Origin of the sequence: Methylobacterium sp. Leaf108, from assembly GCF_001423265.1 — a bacterium.
Taxonomy (GTDB): domain Bacteria; phylum Pseudomonadota; class Alphaproteobacteria; order Rhizobiales; family Beijerinckiaceae; genus Methylobacterium.
In genome coordinates this window covers 39,349-61,849 of the sequence record NZ_LMND01000001.1, presented here as the reverse complement: position 1 = coordinate 61,849, position 22,501 = coordinate 39,349, and the positions used below count along the sequence as shown (strand labels likewise).

The following is a 22,501-nucleotide window of genomic DNA, read 5'->3' as shown; positions in this document are numbered from 1 at the left end:
TTAACGAGTCAGCATCGCCGCCCATGAGCCAGACCCTGTTCGACCTCGTCCGCGCGAACCTGCCGGCCGATCCCGCCGCCAAGACGGTGATCGAGACCGGCGAGGGCACGCGCTACAGCTATGCCGATCTCGTCGCGCGGTCCGGCGCCTATGCCGCCGCCCTGGTCGGTCTCGGCGTGGGGCCCGGCGACCGCGTGGCGGTGCAGGTCGAGAAGAGCGCCGAGGTCGTGTTCCTCTATCTCGGCGCCGTGCGGGCCGGCGCGGTCTTCCTGCCCTTGAACACAGCCTACACCGCCGCCGAGGTGGCGTATTTCCTCGCGGACGCCGAACCCGCCCTGTTCGTCTGCGATCCGGCCCGGCGCGAGAGCCTGGAGCCGGTGGCCACCGCCGCCGGCGTCGGCCGCGTGACGACCCTCGACGCCTCCGGACGCGGGGCCATCGCCGAGGCGGCGGACGCGGCCGATCCCGACTTCGCCGACGTCGCCCGCGACCCCGACGATCTGGCCGCCATCCTCTACACATCCGGCACCACCGGGCGCTCCAAGGGCGCGATGCTGACCCATGCCAACCTCGCCTCGAACGCGGTGACCCTGGCGCAGACCTGGCGTTTCGACGCCGACGACGTGCTGATTCACGCCCTGCCGGTGTTCCACACCCACGGCTTGTTCGTGGCGACCAACGTCGTGCTCGCCAGCGGCGCCGGGATGATCTTCCTGTCGAAGTTCGACGCCAAGCAGATCCTCGCCCTGATGCCGCGCGCCACCACGATGATGGGCGTGCCGACCTTCTACACCCGCCTCCTCAAGGAGCCGGGCCTGACGCCCGAGGCGACCGCCGCGATCCGCCTGTTCGTGTCGGGCTCGGCGCCGCTCCTCGCCGAGACGCACCGCGACTGGCAGGCGCGCACCGGCCACGCCATCCTCGAACGCTACGGCATGACCGAGACCAACATGAACACCTCCAACCCCTACGAGGGCGACCGCATCGCCGGCACCGTGGGCTTGCCCCTGGACGGGGTCGCCGTGCGGGTGGTGGACCCCGAGACCGGGGCGCACCTGCCGGCCGACGCCGTCGGCATGATCGAGGTCAAGGGCCCCAACGTGTTCAAGGGCTACTGGCGCATGCCGGAGAAGACGGCGGCCGAGTTCAAGACCGACGGGTTCTTCATCACCGGCGATCTCGGCAAGATCGACGCCCGCGGCTACGTCCACATCGTCGGGCGCGGCAAGGACCTCATCATCACCGGCGGCTACAACGTCTACCCGAAGGAGGTCGAGAACGAGATCGACGCCCTGCCCGGCGTCGTCGAATCGGCCGTGATCGGCCTGCCCCACGCCGATTTCGGCGAGGGCGTCACCGCCGTCGTCGTGGCCCGGCCCGATGCACCCGGCGAGGCGGAGATCCTGCGCACGCTGGAGGGGCGGCTCGCCCGCTTCAAATGCCCCAAGCGCATCCTGTTCGCCGACGAACTGCCGCGCAACGCCATGGGCAAGGTCCAGAAGAACCTCCTGCGCGACACCCACGCGGGGCTCTACCGGGGCTGACCGAAAACCGGTATCTGCCTCGAGCGCGGATGCGGGCCTGCCCACCGCACCGTTCTGCCCCGAGGCAGGGCGGGCGCATGCCCCCGTCGATCCCGGTTGCCCCATGTCATCGCCCCCTCGACCCGAAACCCGCCCCGAGACAGCCGCGGCGTGGCTCTGGACGGGCGTGATGGGCGTCGCCCTCATCGGCCTGGCTGCGGCCTCCCTCCGCGCCAGGGGCGGCGCCGATCCGGCGCGTGCGAGGCCCGGGCCGCCGCAGCCCGAGGGGGAGGGCGCCCTGTCCCTGAGCGGCAGCGAGGCGCGCAGCGTGGCCGCCGCCGAGGTCCATCGAGGACGGGCTGCCAGCACTCCCGCCGAGATCCCGGCCTCGGGCTGGAAGGACATCGGCTACCGGGTCTTCGTCGAGTTCAACAAGGACCGGGTGCTGTCGGTGGCCGGCGGCGTGACCTTCTACACCCTGCTGTCGCTGGTGCCGGCCATCGCGGCGCTGGTGAGCTGCTACGGCCTGTTCGCCGACGCCAACGTGATCAACGAACACGTCTCGGCGATGCAGGGCGTGTTGCCGTCGGGGGCGGTGGAGATCGTCGGCGAGCAGATCAAGCGCATCGCCAGCAAGAGCAACGAATCCCTCGGGCTGACCTTCTTCACCTCGCTCGTTCTGTCAGTGTGGAGCGCCAACGCGGCGGTGAAGGCGATCTTCGACGCCCTCAACATCGTCTACGAGGAAGAGGAGAAGCGCTCCTTCGTGATGCTGAACCTGCGCTCGCTGACCTTCACGGTGGGCGCCCTCGTCTTCGTCATCCTGGCGCTCACCGGGGTGGTGGTGCTGCCCGTCGTCCTCACCTTCGTCGGCTTCGGCGAGAACGCCTGGCTTCTCGCCCAGCTGCGCTGGCCGGCGATGCTGGTGGTGCTGCTGGGCGGCCTCTCCCTCCTCTACCGCTACGGCCCGAGCCGCGAGCGGGCACGCTGGCGCTGGGTCGGCACCGGCAGCGTGGTGGCCGGCGTCCTCTGGCTCGTCGCCTCGATCCTGTTCTCCTGGTACGTGGCGGGCTTCGGGAACTACAACGAGACCTACGGCTCGCTGGGAGCGGTGATCGGCTTCATGACCTGGATCTGGATTTCGGTGACGATCGTCCTGCTCGGGGCCGAGATCAACGCCGAGATGGAACACCAGACCGCGCGCGACACCACCACCGGCCCGGAACTGCCCATGGGGCTGCGCCAGGCTCGCATGGCCGATACCTTGGGCGCCGCCACCTGACGGTTTTGGCCGCGCCATCTCGAAGAAGACGGCCCTGCGCCCCATCTCATGGGCGAGACAACGAGGGGAGGGCACCATGAGCGATACCGCCGAGGGGACCGGCACCGACGCGACGGTCATCGAACGGACGGACGCCGAATGGCGTCGCATCCTGACGCCGGAGCAGTACCGCGTCCTGCGCGAGCACGGCACCGAGCGCGCCGGGACGAGCTGTCTCAACGCGGAGAAGCGCCCCGGCACCTTCCATTGCGCCGGCTGCGACCTGCCCCTGTTCCAGACCGGCACCAAGTTCGAGTCCGGCAGCGGCTGGCCGAGTTTCTTCGACCCGATCGAGGATGCCGTCGAGACGCAGGTCGACCGCAGCCACTGGATGACGCGGACCGAAGTCCACTGTGCCCGCTGCAAGGGCCACCTCGGCCACGTATTCGACGACGGCCCGGCCCCGACAGGCCTGCGCTATTGCATGAACGGACTCTCGCTGCGCTTCGAACCCAACGCCTGACGCAGGGGATCGGAGACCGCCAAGGCCCTCGGTGGCGGAGCAAATGCAGCACCGTCCCGCTCCCCCGAGGAGCCGCGTCTTGATTTCGACGCCTTTTCCCTTAGGCCATGACGACGGTCGGCGGGACCGCCCGCGGGCGATTCCGAGGCTATGCATCGGACGACGGTCTTCGTCCCGGATGTCGACGGCGGTCCCGCGAGGGCCGCGGATCGATGGAGGGACGGGAGAGGGCGCGACGTCCGGCGCCACCATCGCCCGAGGCCGGCCGATAGTGCCGTGAGGAGTGAGTATGAGCGTCGTCCGCCGGTTCCTCGTCGCCTCGTCCCTGGTCCGCCTGATCCGCAAGGAGCGGGGCGGGTCTCGCATCTCGGAGGGCTATTTCCCTCCCCAGGGGGGACGGACCTCCTACGTTCGCGTCGACGGTCAGAACTGCCACCTCGTCCTCGTGACCGCGGCGCCCGACGGCGGGACCAGCGAGGAACGCACGGAGGTGCCCCGCGCCCACGGCGAGGCGCTGCTCGACGTCTGCTCGGGCAAGGCCGCCTACGACCGCACGGTGATCGCGCTTCCGGCGGGGCGGGAGATCCTGCTCGACCGCTACGTCGCCCCTGCGACCCTCGACATGGTCAGCGTCGCCTTCGACGGGGCCGAGGAGGCCGCGGCCTTCGCGGTTCCGTCGTGGTTCGGCCCGGAGGTGACGGCCGACCCGGCCTTCGACCGGCACGCGGTCGGCATCAACGGCGCGCCCCAGCCCGGCGAGATCGCCCTGAGCAACGCGGCCCTTGATGCCGTGCTCGACCTCGTCGAGCCGCGCTTCGGCTTCGGTCGCTACAACACGGCGCCCAAGGCCTCCGAAGACGGCAGCGTCGCCAACACCCTGCGCCGCATCGTCGGGAGCGTTCCTCCGGTCGCAGCGGCCGCGCCGGTCGCCGCGGCGGCGGCTGCGCCGATGCCGCCCGCGCATATTCCCTTCACGGACCCCGCCCCGGCCGAGGATCACGAGTCCGACCAGCCACAGCCGCCGCCGGACACGCGGATGGAAGACGTGTTCGAGAGCCTGTCGCAGGCGCTCGGCGCCGCCGTTCATCCGCCCCAGGAGCCGCCCCGCGACGAGGACGGCTCCTTCGAGCGCTGGACCGTCCGGCCGCGCCGCACGCAGCAGTAGGGTCGAGCGTGGGCCGTCCGGCTCGCGGTATCGCGAGCCGGACGGCCCGTGCGGGTAGCGGTGCGCTCGTTCTCTCGGGGACATGCGATCCGCGTGCCGCCGCCGGCGTCGGTCCTCCCGAAGGGCCGGGATTAAAATCGCCACCGCCGTCTTCGGCGATTGAGCGGGCGCACCAGAATCGCTAGCGTTGCAACCAACGCGACCGATGAACGGGATGCGACACGCGGATCAAGCGTGCGCAGGCGAGGAAACATGGCCCAGACGATCACCTCCCCCGCCGCGCCAGCGGTGGCCACGCCGACGTCGAAGGAGCCCTGGTACCGGGTCCTCTACATCCAGGTCCTGATCGCGATCGCCCTCGGCATCCTGGTCGGCTGGCTGTACCCGGAGTGGGGCAAGTCCTTCAAATGGATGGGCGACGGCTTCATCGCGCTGATCAAGATGATGATCGCGCCGATCATCTTCTGCACCATCGTCCATGGCATCGCCTCGATCGGCGACCTCAAGAAGGTCGGCCGGGTCGGACTGAAGGCGCTGATCTATTTCGAGGTGGTGTCCTCCGTGGCCCTGCTCGTCGGCATCCTGGTGGGCGAGATCGTCCAGCCCGGCGCCGGTTTCGGAGCGGACGTGAGCAAGCTCGACGCCAAGGCGGTGGAGGGCTACGCCAGCAAGGCGGCCTCCGATTCCACGGTCGCCCATCTGCTCGGCATCATTCCCAAGAGCTTCTTCGACGCCTTCGCCACCGGAGACCTGCTGCAGGTGCTCCTGATCTCGATCCTGACCGGCGTCGTGCTCACCGGCATGGGCGAGCGGGGCGCCGGCATCACGCGCGGCATCGACGCGGTCGGCCAGATGTTCTTCCGCATCATCGGCCTCATCGTGAAGCTCGCCCCGATCGGCGCCTTCGGCGCCATGGCCTTCACGGTGGGCCAGTACGGCATCGGCAAGGTCATCGACCTCGCGTGGCTGGTGGGCACCTTCTACGCCACCTCGCTCCTGTTCATCTTCGTCGTGCTCGGCGGCATCGCGGCCTTCGCCGGCTTCTCGATCATCAAGTTCCTGGCCTACATCAAGGACGAGTTGCTGATCGTGCTCGGCACCTCGTCGTCCGAGACCGTGCTGCCGCACATGATGACGAAGATGAAGCGCCTCGGCGCCTCGGACTCGGTGGTGGGCCTCGTGATCCCGACCGGCTACTCGTTCAACCTCGACGGCACCAACATCTACATGACGCTCACCACGCTGTTCCTGGCGCAGGCGGTGGGCGCCGACCTCACGGTCGGGCAGTACGCGACGATCTTCCTCGTCGCGATGCTGACGTCGAAGGGCGCCTCCGGCGTGACGGGTGCGGGCTTCATCACCCTGGCCGCGACGCTCGCCGCCATCCCCGGCAATCCCGTTCCGGTCGCGGCGATGACCCTGGTGCTCGGCGTCGACAAGTTCATGTCGGAGTGCCGCGCCCTCACCAACCTCATCGGCAACGGTGTCGCCACCATCGTCGTGTCCCGCTGGGAGGGCGAACTCGACAAGGAGAAGCTCGCCCAGGTCATGGCGCATCCGGTCTCGATCGGCACCGATATCTCGGACCATGCGCCGAATATGGACGACGCGGTCGCTCCGTCGCCGACGGCGGCGGCAGGCCCGCGCTGACCGGGCCGCGAGCGCGGTCGGGCCCGACCGCCGACCGGCCGGGTGTCCAGGGCGAGGATCCAGCCAAGCGGGTGCTCGAGACGCCGGACGGCCGCTACATCGTCGTGCGCGGCCGGCTCTGGCGCCGCCAGCGGCCGGACCTCGCCGGCCCGGTCCGCGACCGCCTGGTGCACGACCTCATGGATGCGCGCCGCGCCGTGAAGGCGGGTAGGCGCGCCGGCGACGAGGCCGCCATCGCGCGGGCCCGGGCCGCCGTCGACGCCGCAAAGCACGGCCTCGGCGAACGCGGCCCGGTGTGGTGGACGGACGGCGCGCCGGACCTCAACCGCAGACTGGTCGGGAACACCGGCTACGCCGCCTGGTACGAAAACGAGGCCGATCACCGCTCCGGTGACGGTTGAACCTTTCGGGCACGCGGCCGGTTTGACGCTCACACCCGCAGGCCGGAGCGATCATGTCGAAGACGATTTCAGCGCAGTTCAAGTCGCGCCGCGACGCGGAGATGGCCGTGGAGCACATCGTGCAGGAGCACGGCGTCGACCGGACCGCCGTCGAGGTCGGCGCTGCGTCCGGTGAGAACACCGCCGGGACCGAAGCGGCCAGGGCCGACATCGAGGACGGGCACCCCAAGACCGGCACCGACGGCGAGCCGGCCCTGGCCGGAAAGGTCGAGGTCTCGGTCCGGGTCGACGATGCGAGCGTCGAGGCGGTGGTGTCGTCGCTGAAGACCTATCACGGCGAGATCGCGTCCTGAGCCCCCTGCCGGCGGCGGGCCGGCCGAGCCGCATCCGGATCGAAGATGCTGCCGCCGGGCACGGATGGGTCTAGGAGACCCGTGGGCCTCCTCGGCGGTTCGGCCAATCCGGCCGCCGGATGGGGGCGCCGGTTTCGGTCCAGCTTTCGGGAATCCCCATGCGAACGACGTTCTCTCTCGCCCTCACCCTGGCCGTAGGCCTCGCCACGGCCGCCCAGGGGCAGGGGCTCGCGCGCGGTTCGCAAGACGGCGCGGAGCGCGGCGGCAATATCGCCGGCCCCCTCGGTGCGGCGGTCGGGAGCGCGATCGGCGGGGCCGTCGGGACCGCGAACGAGATTTTGGGCATCGACCGGCGCGAGCGCTTCCGGATCTATACCCTCGCCGAGCCGCGCCCGTCGTTCGCGCTGAAGGGCACCGTCCGCGTCGGGACAGTCCTGCCCAGAGAGGGCGTGGTCTATTACGACGTTCCGCCCGAGTTCGCCCTGCAGGGCCTCAACTACACCATCGTCAACGGGCGGCCGGTCCTGGTCGATCCCGGCACGCGTCGCATCGTCGAGATCATCGAGTGAACGATGTTCGGCCGTGACGCCCGGCGGCTTTTGTGAGTGATGCGGTTTCCGCTTGGATCAAGCGGGAACCGTTTCACCGAGCCCGCGCGGCGACTGAGCGAAGCCCATTTCCTTATCACGAAGTGATCACCCGGAAATGGGATGAGGCCCCCGCGCTCAGGCGGGGGCGATCTCGAACGCCATCCCCCGTCCCGGTCCCTGGTCGGAGTAGTCGACGAGGGCGTACCCACGTTCGGCCAGGGCCGCGTCGAGGGTGTCGCGGTGTTTGCGGAACATCTGGCCGATCGCCAGGGGCGTCAGCCGCGGATTGCCCTGCCGCAGCCGGTCCACGCCGATGGTGAGGGGTGCACCGTCGCGATCCGCGATCCGAACGATGGCGGAGGCCAGGTCCGCGGCCTTCGTCTCGGATGCGGACTTCGGTTTGAACGCCATCGTATCTCCTCGACCGGATCTCTGTTGACCGCCACGACGTCCGCGCAAGGCATCGACCGCGGTCGTCCCGGGAGACGCCATCGGCTCGCGATCGTCACGCCGGGTCCTGCCTCGCACCTGCGGCTACGATCGTCATCGCGGTATCGGGCAACGGCCGCCGAAGTTCCAGCGCGACCTCGGTCGTGGCCTCCAGCCAGGTGCGCCACTCCTCGGGCGTCGTCAGCAGCACCGGCATGGCCTTGGGATGGACGGGGCCGAAGATCCCGTTCGCCTCGCAGGTGAGGAATGAGAACAGCCGGTGTTCGGCCTCCTCGCGGTCGGGCTTCTCCGCCCTGGTGCCGCGAACGCCCGTCCAGGGCCGCCAGATGCCGGCGAAGGCGAACCGCGGCCGGTCCTCGTTGAGGGCGAACCACGTCGGCGTCTTCCCGGGCTTGGTATCGGCGTATTCCGAGAACGAGGAGACCGGCACGAGGCAGCGATACTCCGGCTCGAGCCAGGGACGCCAATGCGGGCTTTTCACGTTGCGCACGTTGGTGACCGGGTGTTCGCCGAACTGCTTGGGGCTCGGAATGCCCCACCGGACCATCTCAAGTACCCGCTCGTCACCCTCGAGCCGAACGATCGGCGCGCGCTGGTCCGGGAAGATGCCCGGCAGCGCCGGCGGGTTGCCGGCCCGGTCGAGCGCGACGCCGAAGAGTGCGCGGATCTCAGCCTGCGGCGTGACGAGGCCGAAGAGGTTGCACATGCCGGCCCCATTCTGTCGCAGCCACGAACCCGGCCCTGCCCACGTTGGCCCAAGGTTGCGGGACAAGCCCGAGTCCTCGGAAGAGACCCGCTTCGGTAAAGGGACCAACGATGACATCGGATCCACGCGACGCCGGCCCGCGCCCGCCGTTTCCCGGAGACCAGCAGCAGGAGCGGCCGGGCCTGACCTCTCGGATGACACCCGCGCCGGACCACGGCGAGGACAGCTACGTCGGCAAGGGCCTCCTCAAGGGCAAGGTCGCCCTCATCACCGGCGGCGACAGCGGCATCGGTCGTGCGGTGGCCATCGCCTATGCCCGCGAGGGGGCGGACGTGGCGATCTCCTATCTCGCGGTCGAGCAATCCGACGCCGAGGACACCGCCCGGTGGATCGAGAAGGCCGGACGCCGCGCCCTGTTGCTGCCGGGCGACATCCGCGACGAGGCCCATTGCCGGGATCTCGTCGCGCGGACCGTGACGGGGCTCGGCGGCATCGACATCCTCGTGAACAACGCCGCCGCGCAGACCGTCAACGACGGCCTCGACGACGTGACGGCAGAAGACCTGGAAGGCTCGTTCCGCGCCAACGTCTTCGCGATGTACTACCTCGCCCGGGCGGCCGTGCCGCACATGAAGCCGGGGTCGGCGATCGTCAATTCCACGAGTCAGCAGGCCAAGATCGCCGACCGGACCATGCTCATCTACGCCGCCACGAAGGGCGCCATCGCGAGCCTCACCATCGGGCTGTCCAACCTCCTCGCTCCGAAGGGCATCCGCGTGAACTGCGTGGCGCCCGGCCCGATCTGGACGCCGATCCAGCCCATCGTGAAGAGCCCCGACGAAATCGCTCAGCTTGGCGCCGACACGCCTCTCGGCCGGGCCGGACAGCCGGCGGAACTCGCCCCCGCCTACGTGCTGCTGGCCTCCCGCGAGGGCAGCTACATGTCCGGAGCACTCGTCCCGGTCACGGGCGGGACGCCGATGTATTGAAGCTGATTTTGAATGGCGCGCCCGAAGAGATTCGAACTCCTGACCCCCAGATTCGTAGTCTGGTGCTCTATCCAGCTGAGCTACGGGCGCGCGGTGCGACGGGCGGGCTGTTGGATGCCGTGCCGGTCGGAGGCGGTGTCTAAGGCCTCCGTTTCGGCTTGGCAACCCCTATCGGAAGGCGTTCGCCTCATCCGTCCGAGAAAGCGCCGGAGTGCACCCGGCGCGCCTCCAGCAGGCGGGCGCCCTGGACCGCCGCCGCGGCCCGGTTGTTCACGTGGAGGGCGCGCAGGAGTGCGGCCACGTGGACCTTCACGGTGCCCTCGCTGAGCGACAGGGCGCGGGCGATCTCCTTGTTGGCCTTGCCGCCGACGATGAGGGCGAGCACGTCACGCTGGCGGCGGGTGAGGTTGGCGAGCACCGTGGCCGGTCCGCCGTCCTCGCCGCAGCGGCGGAACGCCGGCGGTGGTCGGTCAAAGGACGGGCCGGACGGCGGCGCCTGCGCGAGGCTCGGCGGCACGTAGAGGACGCCCGACAGGATCATCTCGATCACCCGCGTCATCTCGGCGGCGCCGAGCCCCTTGGGGACGTAGCCGTGCGCACCGGCTTCGAGGGCGAGGAGGATGTCGTGCCGCCGCGCCGATGCCGAGACGATGGCCGCCACGACGTCCGGGAAGCACTCGCGCACCGCGCCGAGCGATCTCGCGCCGGCCATTCCCGGCATGTCGAGGTCGAACAAGGCCAGATCGACCCCGCCGTCGCGCTCGCCCAGCCGCGCCAGGGCTTCGTCGAGGGAGCCCGTCTCGATCACCTCGGCAAAGCCCAGGCGTCGCGACAGGATGGCGCTCATGGCGAGCCGGAAGAACTCGTCGTCGTCGGCCACGATTGCGCATCGACGCTGCAAAGAAGGTGAGGTCATCGTCGGTTTCGTATTGGAAGGCGCGGCGGAGCGCCATCGCGGCGGGCGGCCCGAATGTCCAGCCTCGATCCGCTGGCTGCGTGCCGGAACGCCGGTGACGTTCGAGCGGATGCCAGAGCCCGTTCATCCCCGCTGTGCGGGAGGTCGACGCTCTCCGTGTCAGGGGGCAGGCCCCGAACCTGCGACCCGGCCGATCGGGACGACGCCCGTCCCCGACCGGCACGCCGTCCAGGGGCGCCTGCCACCCGCACGCCTGCCGACCGCATCGTTTTGGGATCGGCCCCGTCCCGGGTTCGGGGACGGGACGGACCGTATGACGACCGGTCGCGAGCCTGCGACGGGCCTCGTGCCTCCACCGCCCGACTGGCGCTCGCCGTCCCCGGGCGAAAAACACGAGCCTCGATCAAGGGCTTGGCTACGAACTCGAGGGAGAGGGACGTTTTCGATGATCTCGCCGAACCCGGTGAAATGGCTGCGAGTGTTGTCGAGTTCACCATATTCGAGATCGCAAGTGCAGCCAAGTCCTCGTTAAGGAAAGCCTGGAACGGGTCTTGATCACTGTCCCCCTATCCCAGTCGCGACGTCTCGCGACGGGACACGATCAAGGGGAGCGGCATGACCGCAGCGGTTGGGGTGGTGATCATCGACGAATCAGAGGCGCTGGACCCGTCCCTGCGGGCCGCCCTGGAGCATGAACCGGCGCTCTATACGGTCGGGGAAACCGGCAGCGTGCCCGCCGTCGCCCTGGTCGTCCTGCCCGACAGCGGCTTCACCCCGACCCTGGAGCGACTCGCCACGCTCAAGCGCGCCCGGGCCGACGTGAAGGTGCTGCTGGCCTTCCAGTCCCTCGACAGTGCCACCCTGAGCTCGCTCCTGGCCGCCGGGGCCGATGCGGTGGTGGCGCGCCACTCGACGCCCCGCGAGGTCTGCGCCGCCCTGCTCGGGCTGATGCAGCCGGCGCAGCGGCCCGTCGCCGACGATCGCGACGGCGCCGAAAGCCTCGACGGCGCCGAGGGGCTGACGCCGCGCGAAGCCGAGATCCTGCGGTTCCTCAGCGCCGGCTTCAGCAACAAGGAAGTCGCCCGCCGCCTCAGCCTGAGCGTGCGCACCGTCGAGACCCACCGCCTCAACCTGCGCCGCAAGACCCAGACCGGCCGGCTGAAGGACCTCGTCGCCCTGGCACGTAAGCTCGGCCTCAAGCCGGTGGTGGACGCCGACACGCGCCGCAGTGGCACCGATGGGGCCGTCTCCGTGTCCCGGCCCACCATGAACGCCGCCGCCCCTTGGTGAGCGCTCACGTGGGTCAGCCTGCGGTGGTCCGTCCGGCCGTCGTGCGGGCGCGCGCCGGTCGGCGCCGCCCCGGACCGTCGTCTGCGTTCGCGGAGAGTTGCGATTGCAGCAGCCCGAGCACGGCCGCCTCCTCTGGCCTCAGGCGGGCGAGATCGTCGCGCAGTTCGTCCTCCACCGCGTCCTTGATCTGGAGCAGGAGAGCACCCTCCACGTAGCAGTCGAGGATGCGAGGGTGGATGTAGCAGGACCGGCAGACCGTCGGGGTGTTGCCGAGCCGCGCGGCCACCCGTTCGATCGCCGCGCGTAGGTTGGCCTTCGCCTTGGCCTGGCTGTCGAAGGCCTCGAACTCGCGCAATGCCAGGGCCGCCAGCACCGTGCCCGCCCAGGTGCGGAAATCCTTGGCGGTGACGTCGTCCCCCGTGATGTCGCGCAGATAGGCGTTGACGTCGGACGACGTGACGTCCCGGCGCGCGCCGTCGTCGTCGAGGTACTGAAACAGCTCCTGGCCGGGCAGGTCCTGGCAGGCCTTCACGATCCTGGCGACACGCTTGTCCTTGAGCGAGAGGTTCCACTCCTTGCCGCTCTTGCCGGTGAAGCGGAACGTCAGCTCGGAGCCGTCCACCCGCACGTGCGGGTCCTTGAGCGTCGTCAGGCCGTAGCTGCCGTTGGTGCGGGCGTAGTCGTCGTTGCCGACCCGGATCAGCGTGGTCTCGAGGAGATGGACCACGGTGGCGAGCACCTTTTCGCGGGGCAGGCCGCGCCGGGACATGTCACGGTCGACCCGGGTGCGGATGCCCGGCAGCGCGTCGGCGAAGGCCATGATGCGGGAGAACTTGGTCGCGTCGCGGGCCTGCCGGAAATCGGGATGGTAGCGGTACTGCTTGCGTCCCTTGGCGTCGCGCCCCGTGGCCTGGATGTGGCCGTTGGCGCGCGGGCAGATCCAAACGTCGGTATAGGCCGGCGGGATCGCGAGGGAGCGGATGCGGGCCAGGGTCTTGGCATCGCGTAGCGTGGCGCCCTTCGTGTCGCGGTAATTGAACCCCTTGCCGCTCTTGCGCCGCGTGAAGCCGGGGCGCGCATCGTCCACGTAGACGAGGCCGGCTTCCTCGGCGGCCTCGCGGGGATCGGCGATGCCGGAGGGCGCGTCTGACTCCTGCGGCGTGGCCATCCTCGGGCTCCCCTCGTTCGTTGCGAGCTTCAACCGAGGTGTCCGGCGGGCTGTTCCTGCGGCGTCCGTGCTACACGCCGTCCCATGGACCAGCCCGCTCCTCCCAAACCGACCTGCCTCGTCTACGTCGTCACCGAGGATTGGTTCTTCGCCTCGCACTTCCTGCCGATGGCCCGTGCGGCGGTCGCCATGGGCTTGGCGGTGGCGGTGGTCACGCGGGTGCGCGACCACCGGGCGGTCATCGAGGCCACCGGTGCCCGCGTGGTGGCGCTCGAGGCCGAGCGGTCGAGCCTGAACCCGATGGCGGCGGGCTATGCCGCGGGCCAGCTCGCGGCCATCCTCAAGGCCTTGAGGGCCGACATCGTCCATTGCATCGCCCTGCGCGGCATCCTTGTGGGCGGCACCGCCGCGGCGATGGCAGGCATCCCGGCGCGGGTCTACGCGCTCACGGGGCTCGGCCTCATCGGCGCTCGGGAGGACCGGGTCGGACGCATGGCGCGGCTCGGCCTGCGCCACCTCATCCGGGGGCCGCTGGCGTCGAAGAAGACGCGGTTCCTGTTCGAGAATGCGCACGACGCCCATGCCCTCGGCCTCGATCCGTCGGAGACGCGGGTGACCATCGTCGGCGGGGCCGGCATCGATCCTGCGGCCTATCCGGTCGCGCCCCTCGTCGCGATCCCGCCGCTGCGGGTGGCACTCGTGGCGCGGATGCTGTGGTCGAAGGGCGTCGACACCGCCGTCGAGGCCGTGCGCCGCGCCCGCGCAGAAGGCGCCGCCGTCGCGCTGTCCCTCTACGGGGCACCCGACCCCTCGAACCGCCGAGCCATTCCCGAGGCGACCCTGCGCGGGTGGACCGGCGACGGGATCGCCTGGCACGGCGCGACCGACGATGTCCGGGGCGTCTGGGCGGGCCACCACGTCGGCTGCCTGCCCTCGCGCGGCGGCGAGGGCCTGCCTCGCACGCTGCTGGAGGCCGCCGCCTGCGGCCGGGCGCTGGTGACCACCGACGTGCCGGGCTGCCGCGACCTCGTGCGCGACGGGACCGAGGGCCTGCTCGTCCCCCCCGGCGATCCGGCGGCGCTGGCCGAAGCCCTGGCGCGGCTCGCGGGCGACCCTGCCCTCGTCGCCCGGATGGGGGCGGCGGCCCGGTCCCGCATCGAGACCGGCGGCTACACCGAGGCCGCCGTGACCGACGCGGTCTGCGCGCTCTATGCGGAACTCGGGTCGTGATCGCGCCCGAGGAGACCCTGGCCTTCATCCGCGCCAACACCCGGCTGCTGCCGGTGCCCTACACGCCCGAGATCGTCCTGCATGTGGCCGACGAGGCCACGGTGCTCTGGCAGAAGACCGAGGACGAACTCGCCGAGATCGGCCTGCCGCCGCCGTTCTGGGCCTTCGCGTGGGCCGGCGGCCAGGCGCTCGCCCGCTATGTCCTCGACAACCCCGAGGTGGTGGCCGGGCGACGGGTGCTGGATTTCGCCTCCGGCTCGGGCCTCGTCGCCATCGCCGCGGCCATGGCGGGGGCCCGAGGCGTGACGGCCAGCGACCTCGATCCCTTTGCGATCCCCGCCATCGGCCTCAACGCCGCCGCCAACGGCGTCGCCGAGCGGATCACGGCGGTGCGCGCCGACCTCGTCGGCACCGATCCGGGCGATGCGGTGGTGCTGGCCGCCGACATCTTCTACGAGCGCGACATCGCCGCCCGCGTCACGGAGTGGCTCGGCGGCCTCCATGCCAGGGGGGCGGTGGTGCTCATAGGCGACCCCGGCCGCACCTACCTGCCGCGCGAGCGCCTGACCAACCTGGCGACCTACGAGGTTCCGGTGAGCCGCGCTCTCGAGGATGCCGAGATCAAGCACAGCGGCGTCTGGCGCTTCGTGGCGTGAGGCGAGGGCCCGCGCCGGTGCCGGACGACCCTGCGAGATCCGTTGCGGCCACCCGGTGACCTGCTAGGGTCCGTGTCGGCGCCGGCGGCGGATCGGTCGGCGTCGACGGCGGGGGTGGGTGATGTCGGGATCGACGCGGCTCGGGCGGCAGGCCACCTTTCTCGCCGTGATGCTGACGGCGTTCTGTGCGCCGGCATCGGCCCAGGCGCCCGCCACCAAGCCCGCGCCGAAAGCGGCGACGGCCAAGCCGGCGGCGGCCCAGAAGACCTTCGTCCGCGAGACCCTGGCGAGCGACGCCGTGCGCCTCGAAGCGGCCCTCCGGGCCGAGGCCAAGCCGGCGGGCGTGGCCAGGACACCTGCGCAGTGGCTCGCCGAGGGCGAGGCGCTGATCGAGGCGGAGAAACCCGCTGACGCCCTGAAGCCCCTCACGGCAGCGGTGGCCGGGGACTCCGGCAACCCCGCCGCCTGGATCGCCTATTCGCAGGCCGCCGCCGCCGTCGGCCAGGACGAGAACAACCGCGACTACACCCTGCGCAGTCGCCTGCGCGCCAATGCCAGGGCCGCCGCCTACCAGGCCTATCTTCGTGCCCGCACCCCGGCGGTGGAGGCGCAGGCGCTGGCCCAGCTCGGCGCGGTCCATGCCGGCTCCTCGGACTGGCGCTCCTCCCTCGAAGCCTATCGCGCCAGCCTGGCATTCGCCGACGACGAGGCCGTGCGCGAGACCTACGAGGCCCTGCGCGCCGAGCACGGTTTCCGCATCCTCGACTACAAGGTCGATTCGGACGCCGCCGCCCCGCGGGTGTGCTTCCAGTTCTCGGAAGGGCTGGCGGCCAAGACCGATTTCACGCCCTTCGTGGCGGTCTCCGGCAGCGCCACCGCCGCCGTCACCGCCACCGGCCAGCAGCTCTGCGTCGACGGCCTGCGCCACGGCGAACGCTACGCCTTCGTCCTGCGCCAGGGCCTGCCCTCGGCGGTGGGCGAGGCCCTGCTGAAGGCCGCCGACTACGAGGTCTACGTCCGCGACCGCTCGCCCCAGGTCCGCTTCACCGGTCGCAACTACGTCCTGCCGCGTACCGGCCAGGCGGGGGTGCCCCTGGTCTCGGTGAACGCGGCCAAGCTCGACGTGGAGGTGCTGCGCATCGGCGACCGCAGCCTGCTGCCGTCGCTGCGTTCCGAGGAATTTCTGGGACAGCTCAACGGGGCCTCGGCCAGGACCATCGCCGACCAGAAGGGCCGCAGCGTCTGGAAGGGCAGCCTCGAGACCGCCAAGGCCGAACTGAACCAGGAGGCGATCACCGCCTTCCCGGTCATGCAGGCGGTCGGCAAGCTCGAGCCCGGCCTCTACGTCATGACCGCCCAGGCGACCGGCACCGCGCCGGCCGCCGACGAGGAGGGCGGCTACGAGGCCATGGCCACGCAATGGTTCGTGGTCTCGGATCTCGGGCTCACCGTGTTCAAGGGCCGCGACGGCGTCCATGTCTTCGCCCGCTCGCTCGCCAGCGCGGCGGCGGTGGCGAACGCCGAGATCCGCCTGGTGGCGCGCAACAACGAGGTGCTGGCCACTGCCCGCACCGACGCGATGGGCCACGTCGCCTTCGATCCGGGCCTGGCGCGGGGGGAGGGCGGCATCGCGCCCGGCCTCGTGGTGGCCGAGGCGGGGGGCGACTACGGCTTCCTCGATCTCGCCCAATCGGCCTTCGACCTCACCGACCGCGGCGTGAAGGGGCGCCCGGCGCCCGGCGCGGTGGAGGCCTACGTCTTCCCCGAGCGCGGGGTCTACCGCTCCGGCGAGACCGTGAACCTCACCGCCATCCTGCGCGACGCGCAGGGCGTGGCCCTCTCGGGCCTGCCGCTGACCCTGGTGGTCAAGCGCCCGGACGGCGTCGAGTACCGCCGCGTCCAGGTGGCGGACGCCGGCTTGGGCGGGCGCGCCCTGCCGGTGGCGCTGCTGCCGGGCGCCGCCCACGGCACCTGGCGCGTTGCCGCCTACACCGACCCCAAGGCCCCGGCGGTGGGCGAGGCGAGCTTCCTCGTCGAGGACTACGTGCCCGAGCGCCTGGAGGTGAGCCTGTCGAGCACCACGCCCGCGCTCACCAGGGGCGAGCCGGCCCGGGTCGCGGTGGCGGCGCGCTACCTCTACGGCGCGCCGGGCGCCGGGCTCGACGTCTCGGGCACCATCCTGGTCCAGGCGGCCGCGGACAGCGGCATCAAGGGGTTGGAGGGCTATGCGATCGGCCTCGACGACGAGCGGGTCGAGGCCTCCTCCACCGAGATCGAGGCGCGGACCACCACCGACGCCAAGGGCGCCGCCGTCCTCGACGTGCCGGTCCCGGTCGTGGCGGCGCCCAGGCCCCTCGAAGCCAAGATCACCCTGCAGGTCGGCGAGCCCGGCGGGCGGGCGCTCAGCCGCAGCCTCACCCTGCCGATCCTGCCCGAGGGGCCGGTGGTGGCGATCCGCAAGACCTTCTCGGGGGACCTCCCCGAGGGCGGCACGGCCGGCTTCGACGTGGTGATGGCAGCCCCGGACGGGACGCGGCTGTCGCAGGGCGGTGCGACCTGGACCCTCTCGAAGGTCGAGAAGAGCTACCAATGGTACCGCGAGGGCGGGCGCTGGGCGTTCGAGCCGGTGACCGCGACCCGCCGCATCGCCGACGGGCGGATCGACCTCGGCACGGACGCGCCCGCGCGGATCGCGCAGGCGGTGAGCTACGGCACTTATCGCCTGGAGGTGCAGGCGCCCGGCAGGCCCGCCGCAACGGCGAGCGTGAGCTTCACCGTCGGCTGGAGCGGGGGCGAGACCGCGGACGTGCCAGACCTCCTCGACCTGCGCCTCGACAAGGCGGCCTATGCCGCCGGGGAGACCCTGCGCGTGCGCCTGCAGCCGAAGTTCAGGGGCATGGCGACGCTGGCGGTGGTGAGCGACAAGGTCCACGCCATCCTCGACATCCCGGTCTCGGCCGGGGGCACCGACGCGACGATCCCGGTCAAGGCCGAATGGGGCTCGGGCGCCTACCTCGTCGCCACCGCCTACCGGCCCCTCGACCAGGCGGCCAAGCGCCTGCCCGGCCGGGCACTCGGCCTCGCCTGGTTCTCGGTGGACCGCGACCGGCGCCAGATCGACGTGACCGTGGAGGCGCCCGCCAAGGCCAAGCCTCGCGAGAACCTGACCCTCCCGATCCGCCTCGCCGGCCTCGGTGCGGGCGAGGAGGCCCGGGTGACGGTGGCGCTCGTGGACGTCGGCATCCTCAACCTGACCCGCTACGAATCGCCCAACCCGGTCGGCTACTTCTTCGGCCAGAAGGCGCTCGGGCCCGAGATCCGCGACCTCTACGGATACCTCATCGACGGCATGCAGGGGACGGTGGGCGCGATCCGCTCAGGCGGCGACGGCGCCGGCACCGAACTCTCCGACGCCCCCCCGACCCAGGCCCCGCTGGCGCTCTATTCGGGGCCGGTCACGGTCGGCCCGGACGGGCGCGCCAGCGTCACCTTCCCGCTGCCGGCCTTCAACGGCACCGGCCGGGTGATGGTCACCGCCTGGAGCAAGGCCAGGGTCGGCGCCGCCCAGGCCGACGTGATCATCCGCGATCCGGTGGTGCTCACCGGCACCCTGCCGCGCTTCCTCAATGTCGGCGACCGCTCGCGCTTCTTCGTGGCGGTCGACAACGTCGAGGGACAGGCCGGCGAGTACACCATCGACCTCGACCTCTCGGGGCCGGCCCTGGTCTCGGCCGAGGCCGCGCACCGCACCATGCGGCTGGAGGCCGGGGCCAAGGGATCCTTCGTGATCCCGATCACCGCCGCCGGCCCGGGGCTCACCCGCCTCGACGTGAACCTCAGCGGGCCCGGCCTCGCCTCGCCCGTCGGCCAGAGCTTCGCGCTGGCCATCGGTCCCGGCACCGGCCCGCTGGTGCGGCGCACGGTCCGCTCCCTCGAGCCCGGCGCCAGCCTCCAGGTGACGAACGCGCTCCTGGCCGACATCCTGCCGGGCACCGGCTCGGTCTCGGTCACCGCCTCGTCGCTGGCGGCCCTCGACGTGCCGGCGCTGCTGCAGGCCCTCGACCGCTATCCCTACGGTTGCTCCGAGCAGACCGTGAGCCGGGCGATGCCGCTCCTCTACGTCAACAAGCTGGCGGCCCTCGACCGCCTCGGTCTCGACGACAAGGCCGACGAGCGGGTGCGCGAGGCCATCGACCGGGTACTGGCGCGCCAGAACGCCTCCGGCGACTTCGGCCTGTGGACCTCGGACTGGTCGAGCGACACCTGGCTCAACGCCTATGTCACCGACTTCCTCACCCGGGCCCGCGAGCGCGGCTTCGCGGTGCCGCAGACGGCCTTCTCCAATGCCCTCGACCGCCTGCGCAACACGGTGGCCAACACCACGGAAGTCAAGGACGGCGGCATGGACATCGCCTATGCCGCCTACGTGCTCGCCCGCAACGGCCGGCCGGTGATGGGCGACCTGCGCTACCTCGCCGACACCAAGCTCGACGCCTTCGCCACACCGCTGGGGCGCGGCCAGATCGCGGCGGCGCTGGCGTTGCTCGGCGACCGCGGCCGCGCGGCCAGGGCCTTCGACTCGGCGGTGACCGCCCTCAAGGGCGCTGCCGACGACGGCACCTACCGGTCCGATTACGGCTCGCGCCTGCGCGACGGCGCCGGCCTGCTCACGCTCGCGGCCGAAACCGGGCTGACCGCCCAGACCCTGGCGCCGCTCGGCGCCGTGATCACACAGGAGCGCGCCACCGGCCGCACCACCAGCACCCAGGAGAACGCCTGGATGGTGCTGGCCGCGCAAGGCCTCGCCAAGGACGCCGAGGCCCTGAGCTTTCGCGTCGACGACGTGCCCCAGACCGGCGCGCTGACACGACTCTATCGCGGCCCCGCCCTCGATGCGAAACCCGTCACCATCACCAACGACGGGCGCAGCGCGGTGCAGGCGTCGGTGAGCGTCTCGGGCCATCCGATCAGCCCGGAGCCTGCGGAATCGCGCGGCTACGCCATCGCCCGCACCTACCACCGCCTCGACGGCACGGCCGTCGACCTCGCCCAGGGACTGCGCCAGAACGACCGCCTCGTGGTGGTGCTGAAGGTGACGGAGGCCAAGGCCTCGGCCGGGCGCCTCCTGCTGGTGGACCGCCTGCCGGCGGGGCTCGAGATCGACAATCCTAAGCTCCTCGACGCCGACACCCTCACCGGCCTCGGCTTCGCCAAGAGCGAGGTGGCGCCGGCCCACACCGAGTTCCGCGACGACCGCTTCGTGGCCGCCTTCGACCGCACTCCGGAGCAATCGGCCTTCTTCGGCGCGGCCTACACGGTGCGGGTGGTCTCGCCGGGCACCTACGTGCACCCGGCCGCCACCATCGAGGACATGTACCGCCCCGACCGCTTCGGCCGCACCGGCTTCGGCACGGTCGAGGTGACGGCGAAGTAGGGTGGGCGCTTGGCACCGCAACCTTCCCCCGCCCCAGTCGGGCCTGCCCGACTCGGGCGATGGCGCGCGGATTTCGAGTCTGACCGAGATCTGATGGGGGGAGGGATGCGCCGCATCCTCCACGGTCTGGCGCTGCTGGTCGTGGTCGCCGCCATGGCGGCGGGTCTCGTCCTCTGGCGCTTCGTCGCCACCCTCCCGCCCCTCGACCTCGCGCAAGCCGCGCAGCGCTCCACCGTCGTCCTCGACCGCGACGGACGGTTGCTGCGCCCCTATGCCACCGCCGACGGACGCTGGCGGCTGCCGCTGACCGCCGCCGAGGTCGATCCGCGCATGCTCGCCATGCTGGTGGCCTACGAGGACAAGCGCTTTGCCGACCACCCCGGCCTCGACCCGGCCGCGACCCTGCGCGCGGCCTGGCAATGGCTCGTCGCCGGCCGCATCGTATCTGGGGGATCGACCCTGTCGATGCAGGTGGCCCGCCTCGTCGAGCCGCGACCCGAGCGGTCGCTGTCGGCCAAGCTCCGGCAGATGGTCCGCGCGGTGCAACTGGAGCGCCGACTCGGCAAGGCCGGCGTCCTCGACCTCTACCTCACGCTCGCCCCCTACGGCGGCCCGGTGGAGGGCCTGCGGGCGGCGAGCCTGGCCTATTTCGGCCGCGAGCCGGCGCGCCTGTCCTTCGCGGAAGCCGCCCTCCTGGTCGGCCTGCCGCAATCTCCCGAGACCCGCCGGCCCGACCGATCCCCCGAGCGCGCCGGACGCGCCCGCGACCGCGTCCTCGATCGGGTCGCGGCCCAAGGGATCATCACGACGGCCGAAGCACGGGCGGCCAAGGCCGAGCCGGTGCCCGCCGGCCGACGGCTGTTTCCCATGCTCGCGGCCCATGCCGCCGACGCGGCGCTCGCGGCCGAACCCGCCGCACCGGTGGTGCGCCTGACCCTCGACGGGCGCCTGCAGGCCAGCCTCGAAGCCCTGGCGACCGAGCGTGCCGCCGCGATCGGGCCGGGGATCTCTTCGGCGATCCTGGCCATCGACAACGCCACCGGCGCGGTGATCGCCCAGGTCGGCAGCCCCGGCTACACCGATGCCTCGCGCATGGGCGCCATCGACATGACGGGTGCCATCCGCTCGCCGGGGTCCGCCCTCAAGCCCTTCATCTACGCGCTCGCCTTCGAGGGGGGGATCGCCCATCCCGAGACGCTGCTCGAAGACCGGCCGGTGCGCTTTGCCGGTTCCTATGCCCCCGAGAACTTCGACCTCGGCTACCAGGGCGTGGTCACGGCCCGGCGCGCGCTGCAACTCTCCCTCAACGTGCCGGCGGTGGACCTGCTGGAGGCGGTGGGCGCGGCGCGCTTCGTCGCCCGCCTGCGCGCGGCGGGCGCGCGGATCGACCTGCCGCGCGACACCGCGCCCGGCCTGCCGGTGGCGCTCGGCGGTCTCGGCATCACGCTCGCCGATACCGCCCGGCTGTTCTCCGGGCTCGCCCGCGGCGGCGGCGTGCCGGCTCTCCTGCGCCGCCTCGGCGAGGTGCCGGGCCCCGAGACGCGGATCGCCGAGCCGGTGGCGGCTTCCTATGTCGCCGACATCCTGCGCGGGGCGCCGCCGCCCGAGAACGCCCTGCCCAACCGCATCGCCTACAAGACCGGCACCTCCTACGGCTATCGCGATGCCGTGGCGGTGGGGTTCGACCGGCGCGTGACGATCGCCGTCTGGGTCGGGCGGCCGGACGGCAACGCCGTGCCCGGCCTCGTCGGGCGCCTCGTGGCCGCACCGATCCTGTTCGACGCCTTCTCCCGCTACGGCGGCGAGCCCGAGCCGGTGCCGCTCGCCCGCGAGGCGCTGGTGGCCACCACGCTGTCGCTGCCCCCGCCCCTGCGCCACATCCGCAGGGACGTGCCCAAGACCCTGGCGGCGAGCCAGGGCGCCGCCCTGCGCATCGCCTACCCGCCCGACGGGGCGCGGATCGACCTCGGCCTGGCGGAGGCCGCTGCCGCGCCGCTGGCCCTCAAGGCGCTGGGCGGGGTGCCGCCGCTGACCTGGATGGCCAACGGCCTGCCGGTGGCCGACAGCGCCCGGCGCCAATCCGCCTGGGTGCCCGACGGTACCGGCTTCGCCCGGATCTCGGTGATGGATGCCGCGGGCGCCAGCGACAGCGTCGTGGTGCGGTTGGAGTGACCCGGAGGTGCCCACACCCCGAAC

18 protein-coding genes and 1 tRNA gene are annotated in these 22,501 nt (G+C 71.6%); 14 read left to right on the top strand and 5 right to left on the bottom strand.

Going from position 1 to position 22,501, the window contains the following annotated elements; genetic code table 11:
- Positions 1-23 precede the first annotated feature (23 nt).
- The 8 genes from ASF39_RS00275 (at position 24) to ASF39_RS00240 (ending at position 7,445) form a co-directional block, all read left to right on the top strand.
- On the top strand, positions 24-1,544 hold the full coding sequence (locus ASF39_RS00275) for a malonyl-CoA synthase (protein WP_056280170.1): 1,521 nt from the start codon (positions 24-26) through the stop codon (positions 1,542-1,544).
- Positions 1,545-1,713: 169 nt separating this feature from the next.
- On the top strand, positions 1,714-2,805 hold the full coding sequence (locus ASF39_RS00270; protein WP_082494262.1) for a YihY/virulence factor BrkB family protein: 1,092 nt from the start codon (positions 1,714-1,716) through the stop codon (positions 2,803-2,805).
- Between the two features lie 76 nt (positions 2,806-2,881).
- Complete coding sequence (gene msrB / locus ASF39_RS00265; protein WP_056280162.1) at positions 2,882-3,307, top strand: peptide-methionine (R)-S-oxide reductase MsrB; 426 nt, start codon at positions 2,882-2,884, stop codon at positions 3,305-3,307.
- A gap of 289 nt (positions 3,308-3,596) precedes the next feature.
- The gene (locus ASF39_RS00260; protein ID WP_056280159.1) at positions 3,597-4,472 is read left to right on the top strand and encodes a hypothetical protein; all 876 of its coding nucleotides are present in this window, start codon (positions 3,597-3,599) and stop codon (positions 4,470-4,472) included.
- 252 nt (positions 4,473-4,724) lie between these two features.
- Positions 4,725-6,122: a dicarboxylate/amino acid:cation symporter gene (locus ASF39_RS00255; RefSeq protein WP_056280155.1), complete on the top strand. Its 1,398-nt coding sequence runs from the start codon at positions 4,725-4,727 to the stop codon at positions 6,120-6,122.
- Between the two features lie 71 nt (positions 6,123-6,193).
- Positions 6,194-6,523 carry a hypothetical protein gene (locus ASF39_RS00250; protein WP_055878683.1) on the top strand — a complete coding sequence of 110 codons (330 nt, stop codon included), beginning with the start codon at positions 6,194-6,196 and terminating at the stop codon, positions 6,521-6,523.
- 53 nt (positions 6,524-6,576) lie between these two features.
- Complete coding sequence (locus ASF39_RS00245; protein WP_056280152.1) at positions 6,577-6,876, top strand: hypothetical protein; 300 nt, start codon at positions 6,577-6,579, stop codon at positions 6,874-6,876.
- A 158-nt stretch (positions 6,877-7,034) separates the two neighbouring features.
- A complete protein-coding gene (locus ASF39_RS00240; RefSeq protein ID WP_056280149.1) occupies positions 7,035-7,445 on the top strand; it encodes a DUF1236 domain-containing protein in 411 nt (136 codons plus the stop codon).
- A 156-nt stretch (positions 7,446-7,601) separates the two neighbouring features.
- On the opposite strand, the gene ASF39_RS00235 is transcribed toward ASF39_RS00240, so the two are convergent.
- The gene (locus ASF39_RS00235) at positions 7,602-7,877 is read right to left on the bottom strand and encodes a hypothetical protein (protein ID WP_056280146.1); all 276 of its coding nucleotides are present in this window, start codon (positions 7,875-7,877) and stop codon (positions 7,602-7,604) included.
- Positions 7,878-7,971: 94 nt separating this feature from the next.
- Entirely contained in the window at positions 7,972-8,622 is a 651-nt protein-coding gene (locus tag ASF39_RS00230; protein WP_056280141.1) for an SOS response-associated peptidase family protein, read from the bottom strand.
- A 110-nt stretch (positions 8,623-8,732) separates the two neighbouring features.
- Here ASF39_RS00230 and ASF39_RS00225 point away from each other — a divergent pair, with 110 nt between their 5' ends.
- Positions 8,733-9,611, top strand: a complete 879-nt coding sequence (locus ASF39_RS00225; protein ID WP_056280136.1) for an SDR family oxidoreductase — start codon at positions 8,733-8,735, stop codon at positions 9,609-9,611.
- A gap of 13 nt (positions 9,612-9,624) precedes the next feature.
- Here ASF39_RS00225 and ASF39_RS00220 read toward each other — a convergent pair.
- Positions 9,625-9,701, bottom strand: a tRNA-Arg gene (locus ASF39_RS00220).
- A gap of 97 nt (positions 9,702-9,798) precedes the next feature.
- Entirely contained in the window at positions 9,799-10,527 is a 729-nt protein-coding gene (locus ASF39_RS00215; protein WP_056280134.1) for a response regulator transcription factor, read from the bottom strand.
- Between the two features lie 615 nt (positions 10,528-11,142).
- Between ASF39_RS00215 and ASF39_RS00210 the strand changes: the two genes are divergently transcribed.
- Positions 11,143-11,817 carry a response regulator transcription factor gene (locus ASF39_RS00210; RefSeq protein WP_055878656.1) on the top strand — a complete coding sequence of 225 codons (675 nt, stop codon included), beginning with the start codon at positions 11,143-11,145 and terminating at the stop codon, positions 11,815-11,817.
- A gap of 13 nt (positions 11,818-11,830) precedes the next feature.
- Here the strand turns inward: ASF39_RS00210 and ASF39_RS00205 are convergent, their stop codons facing one another.
- On the bottom strand, positions 11,831-12,985 hold the full coding sequence (locus tag ASF39_RS00205) for a DNA topoisomerase IB (protein WP_055878651.1): 1,155 nt from the start codon (positions 12,983-12,985) through the stop codon (positions 11,831-11,833).
- 84 nt (positions 12,986-13,069) lie between these two features.
- Between ASF39_RS00205 and ASF39_RS00200 the strand changes: the two genes are divergently transcribed.
- The 4 genes from ASF39_RS00200 (at position 13,070) to pbpC (ending at position 22,477) form a co-directional block, all read left to right on the top strand.
- On the top strand, positions 13,070-14,215 hold the full coding sequence (locus ASF39_RS00200; protein ID WP_056280131.1) for a glycosyltransferase family 4 protein: 1,146 nt from the start codon (positions 13,070-13,072) through the stop codon (positions 14,213-14,215).
- Positions 14,212-14,871, top strand: a complete 660-nt coding sequence (locus ASF39_RS00195) for a methyltransferase (RefSeq protein WP_156648234.1) — start codon at positions 14,212-14,214, stop codon at positions 14,869-14,871. The genes ASF39_RS00200 and ASF39_RS00195 overlap by 4 nt, the downstream gene beginning before the upstream one ends.
- A gap of 121 nt (positions 14,872-14,992) precedes the next feature.
- Positions 14,993-20,305: an alpha-2-macroglobulin gene (locus ASF39_RS00190; protein WP_056280129.1), complete on the top strand. Its 5,313-nt coding sequence runs from the start codon at positions 14,993-14,995 to the stop codon at positions 20,303-20,305.
- Between the two features lie 105 nt (positions 20,306-20,410).
- Positions 20,411-22,477 (top strand): penicillin-binding protein 1C, encoded by a 2,067-nt coding sequence (gene pbpC / locus ASF39_RS00185; RefSeq protein WP_244472215.1) that lies wholly within the window; start codon positions 20,411-20,413, stop codon positions 22,475-22,477.
- Positions 22,478-22,501: the final 24 nt, after the last annotated feature.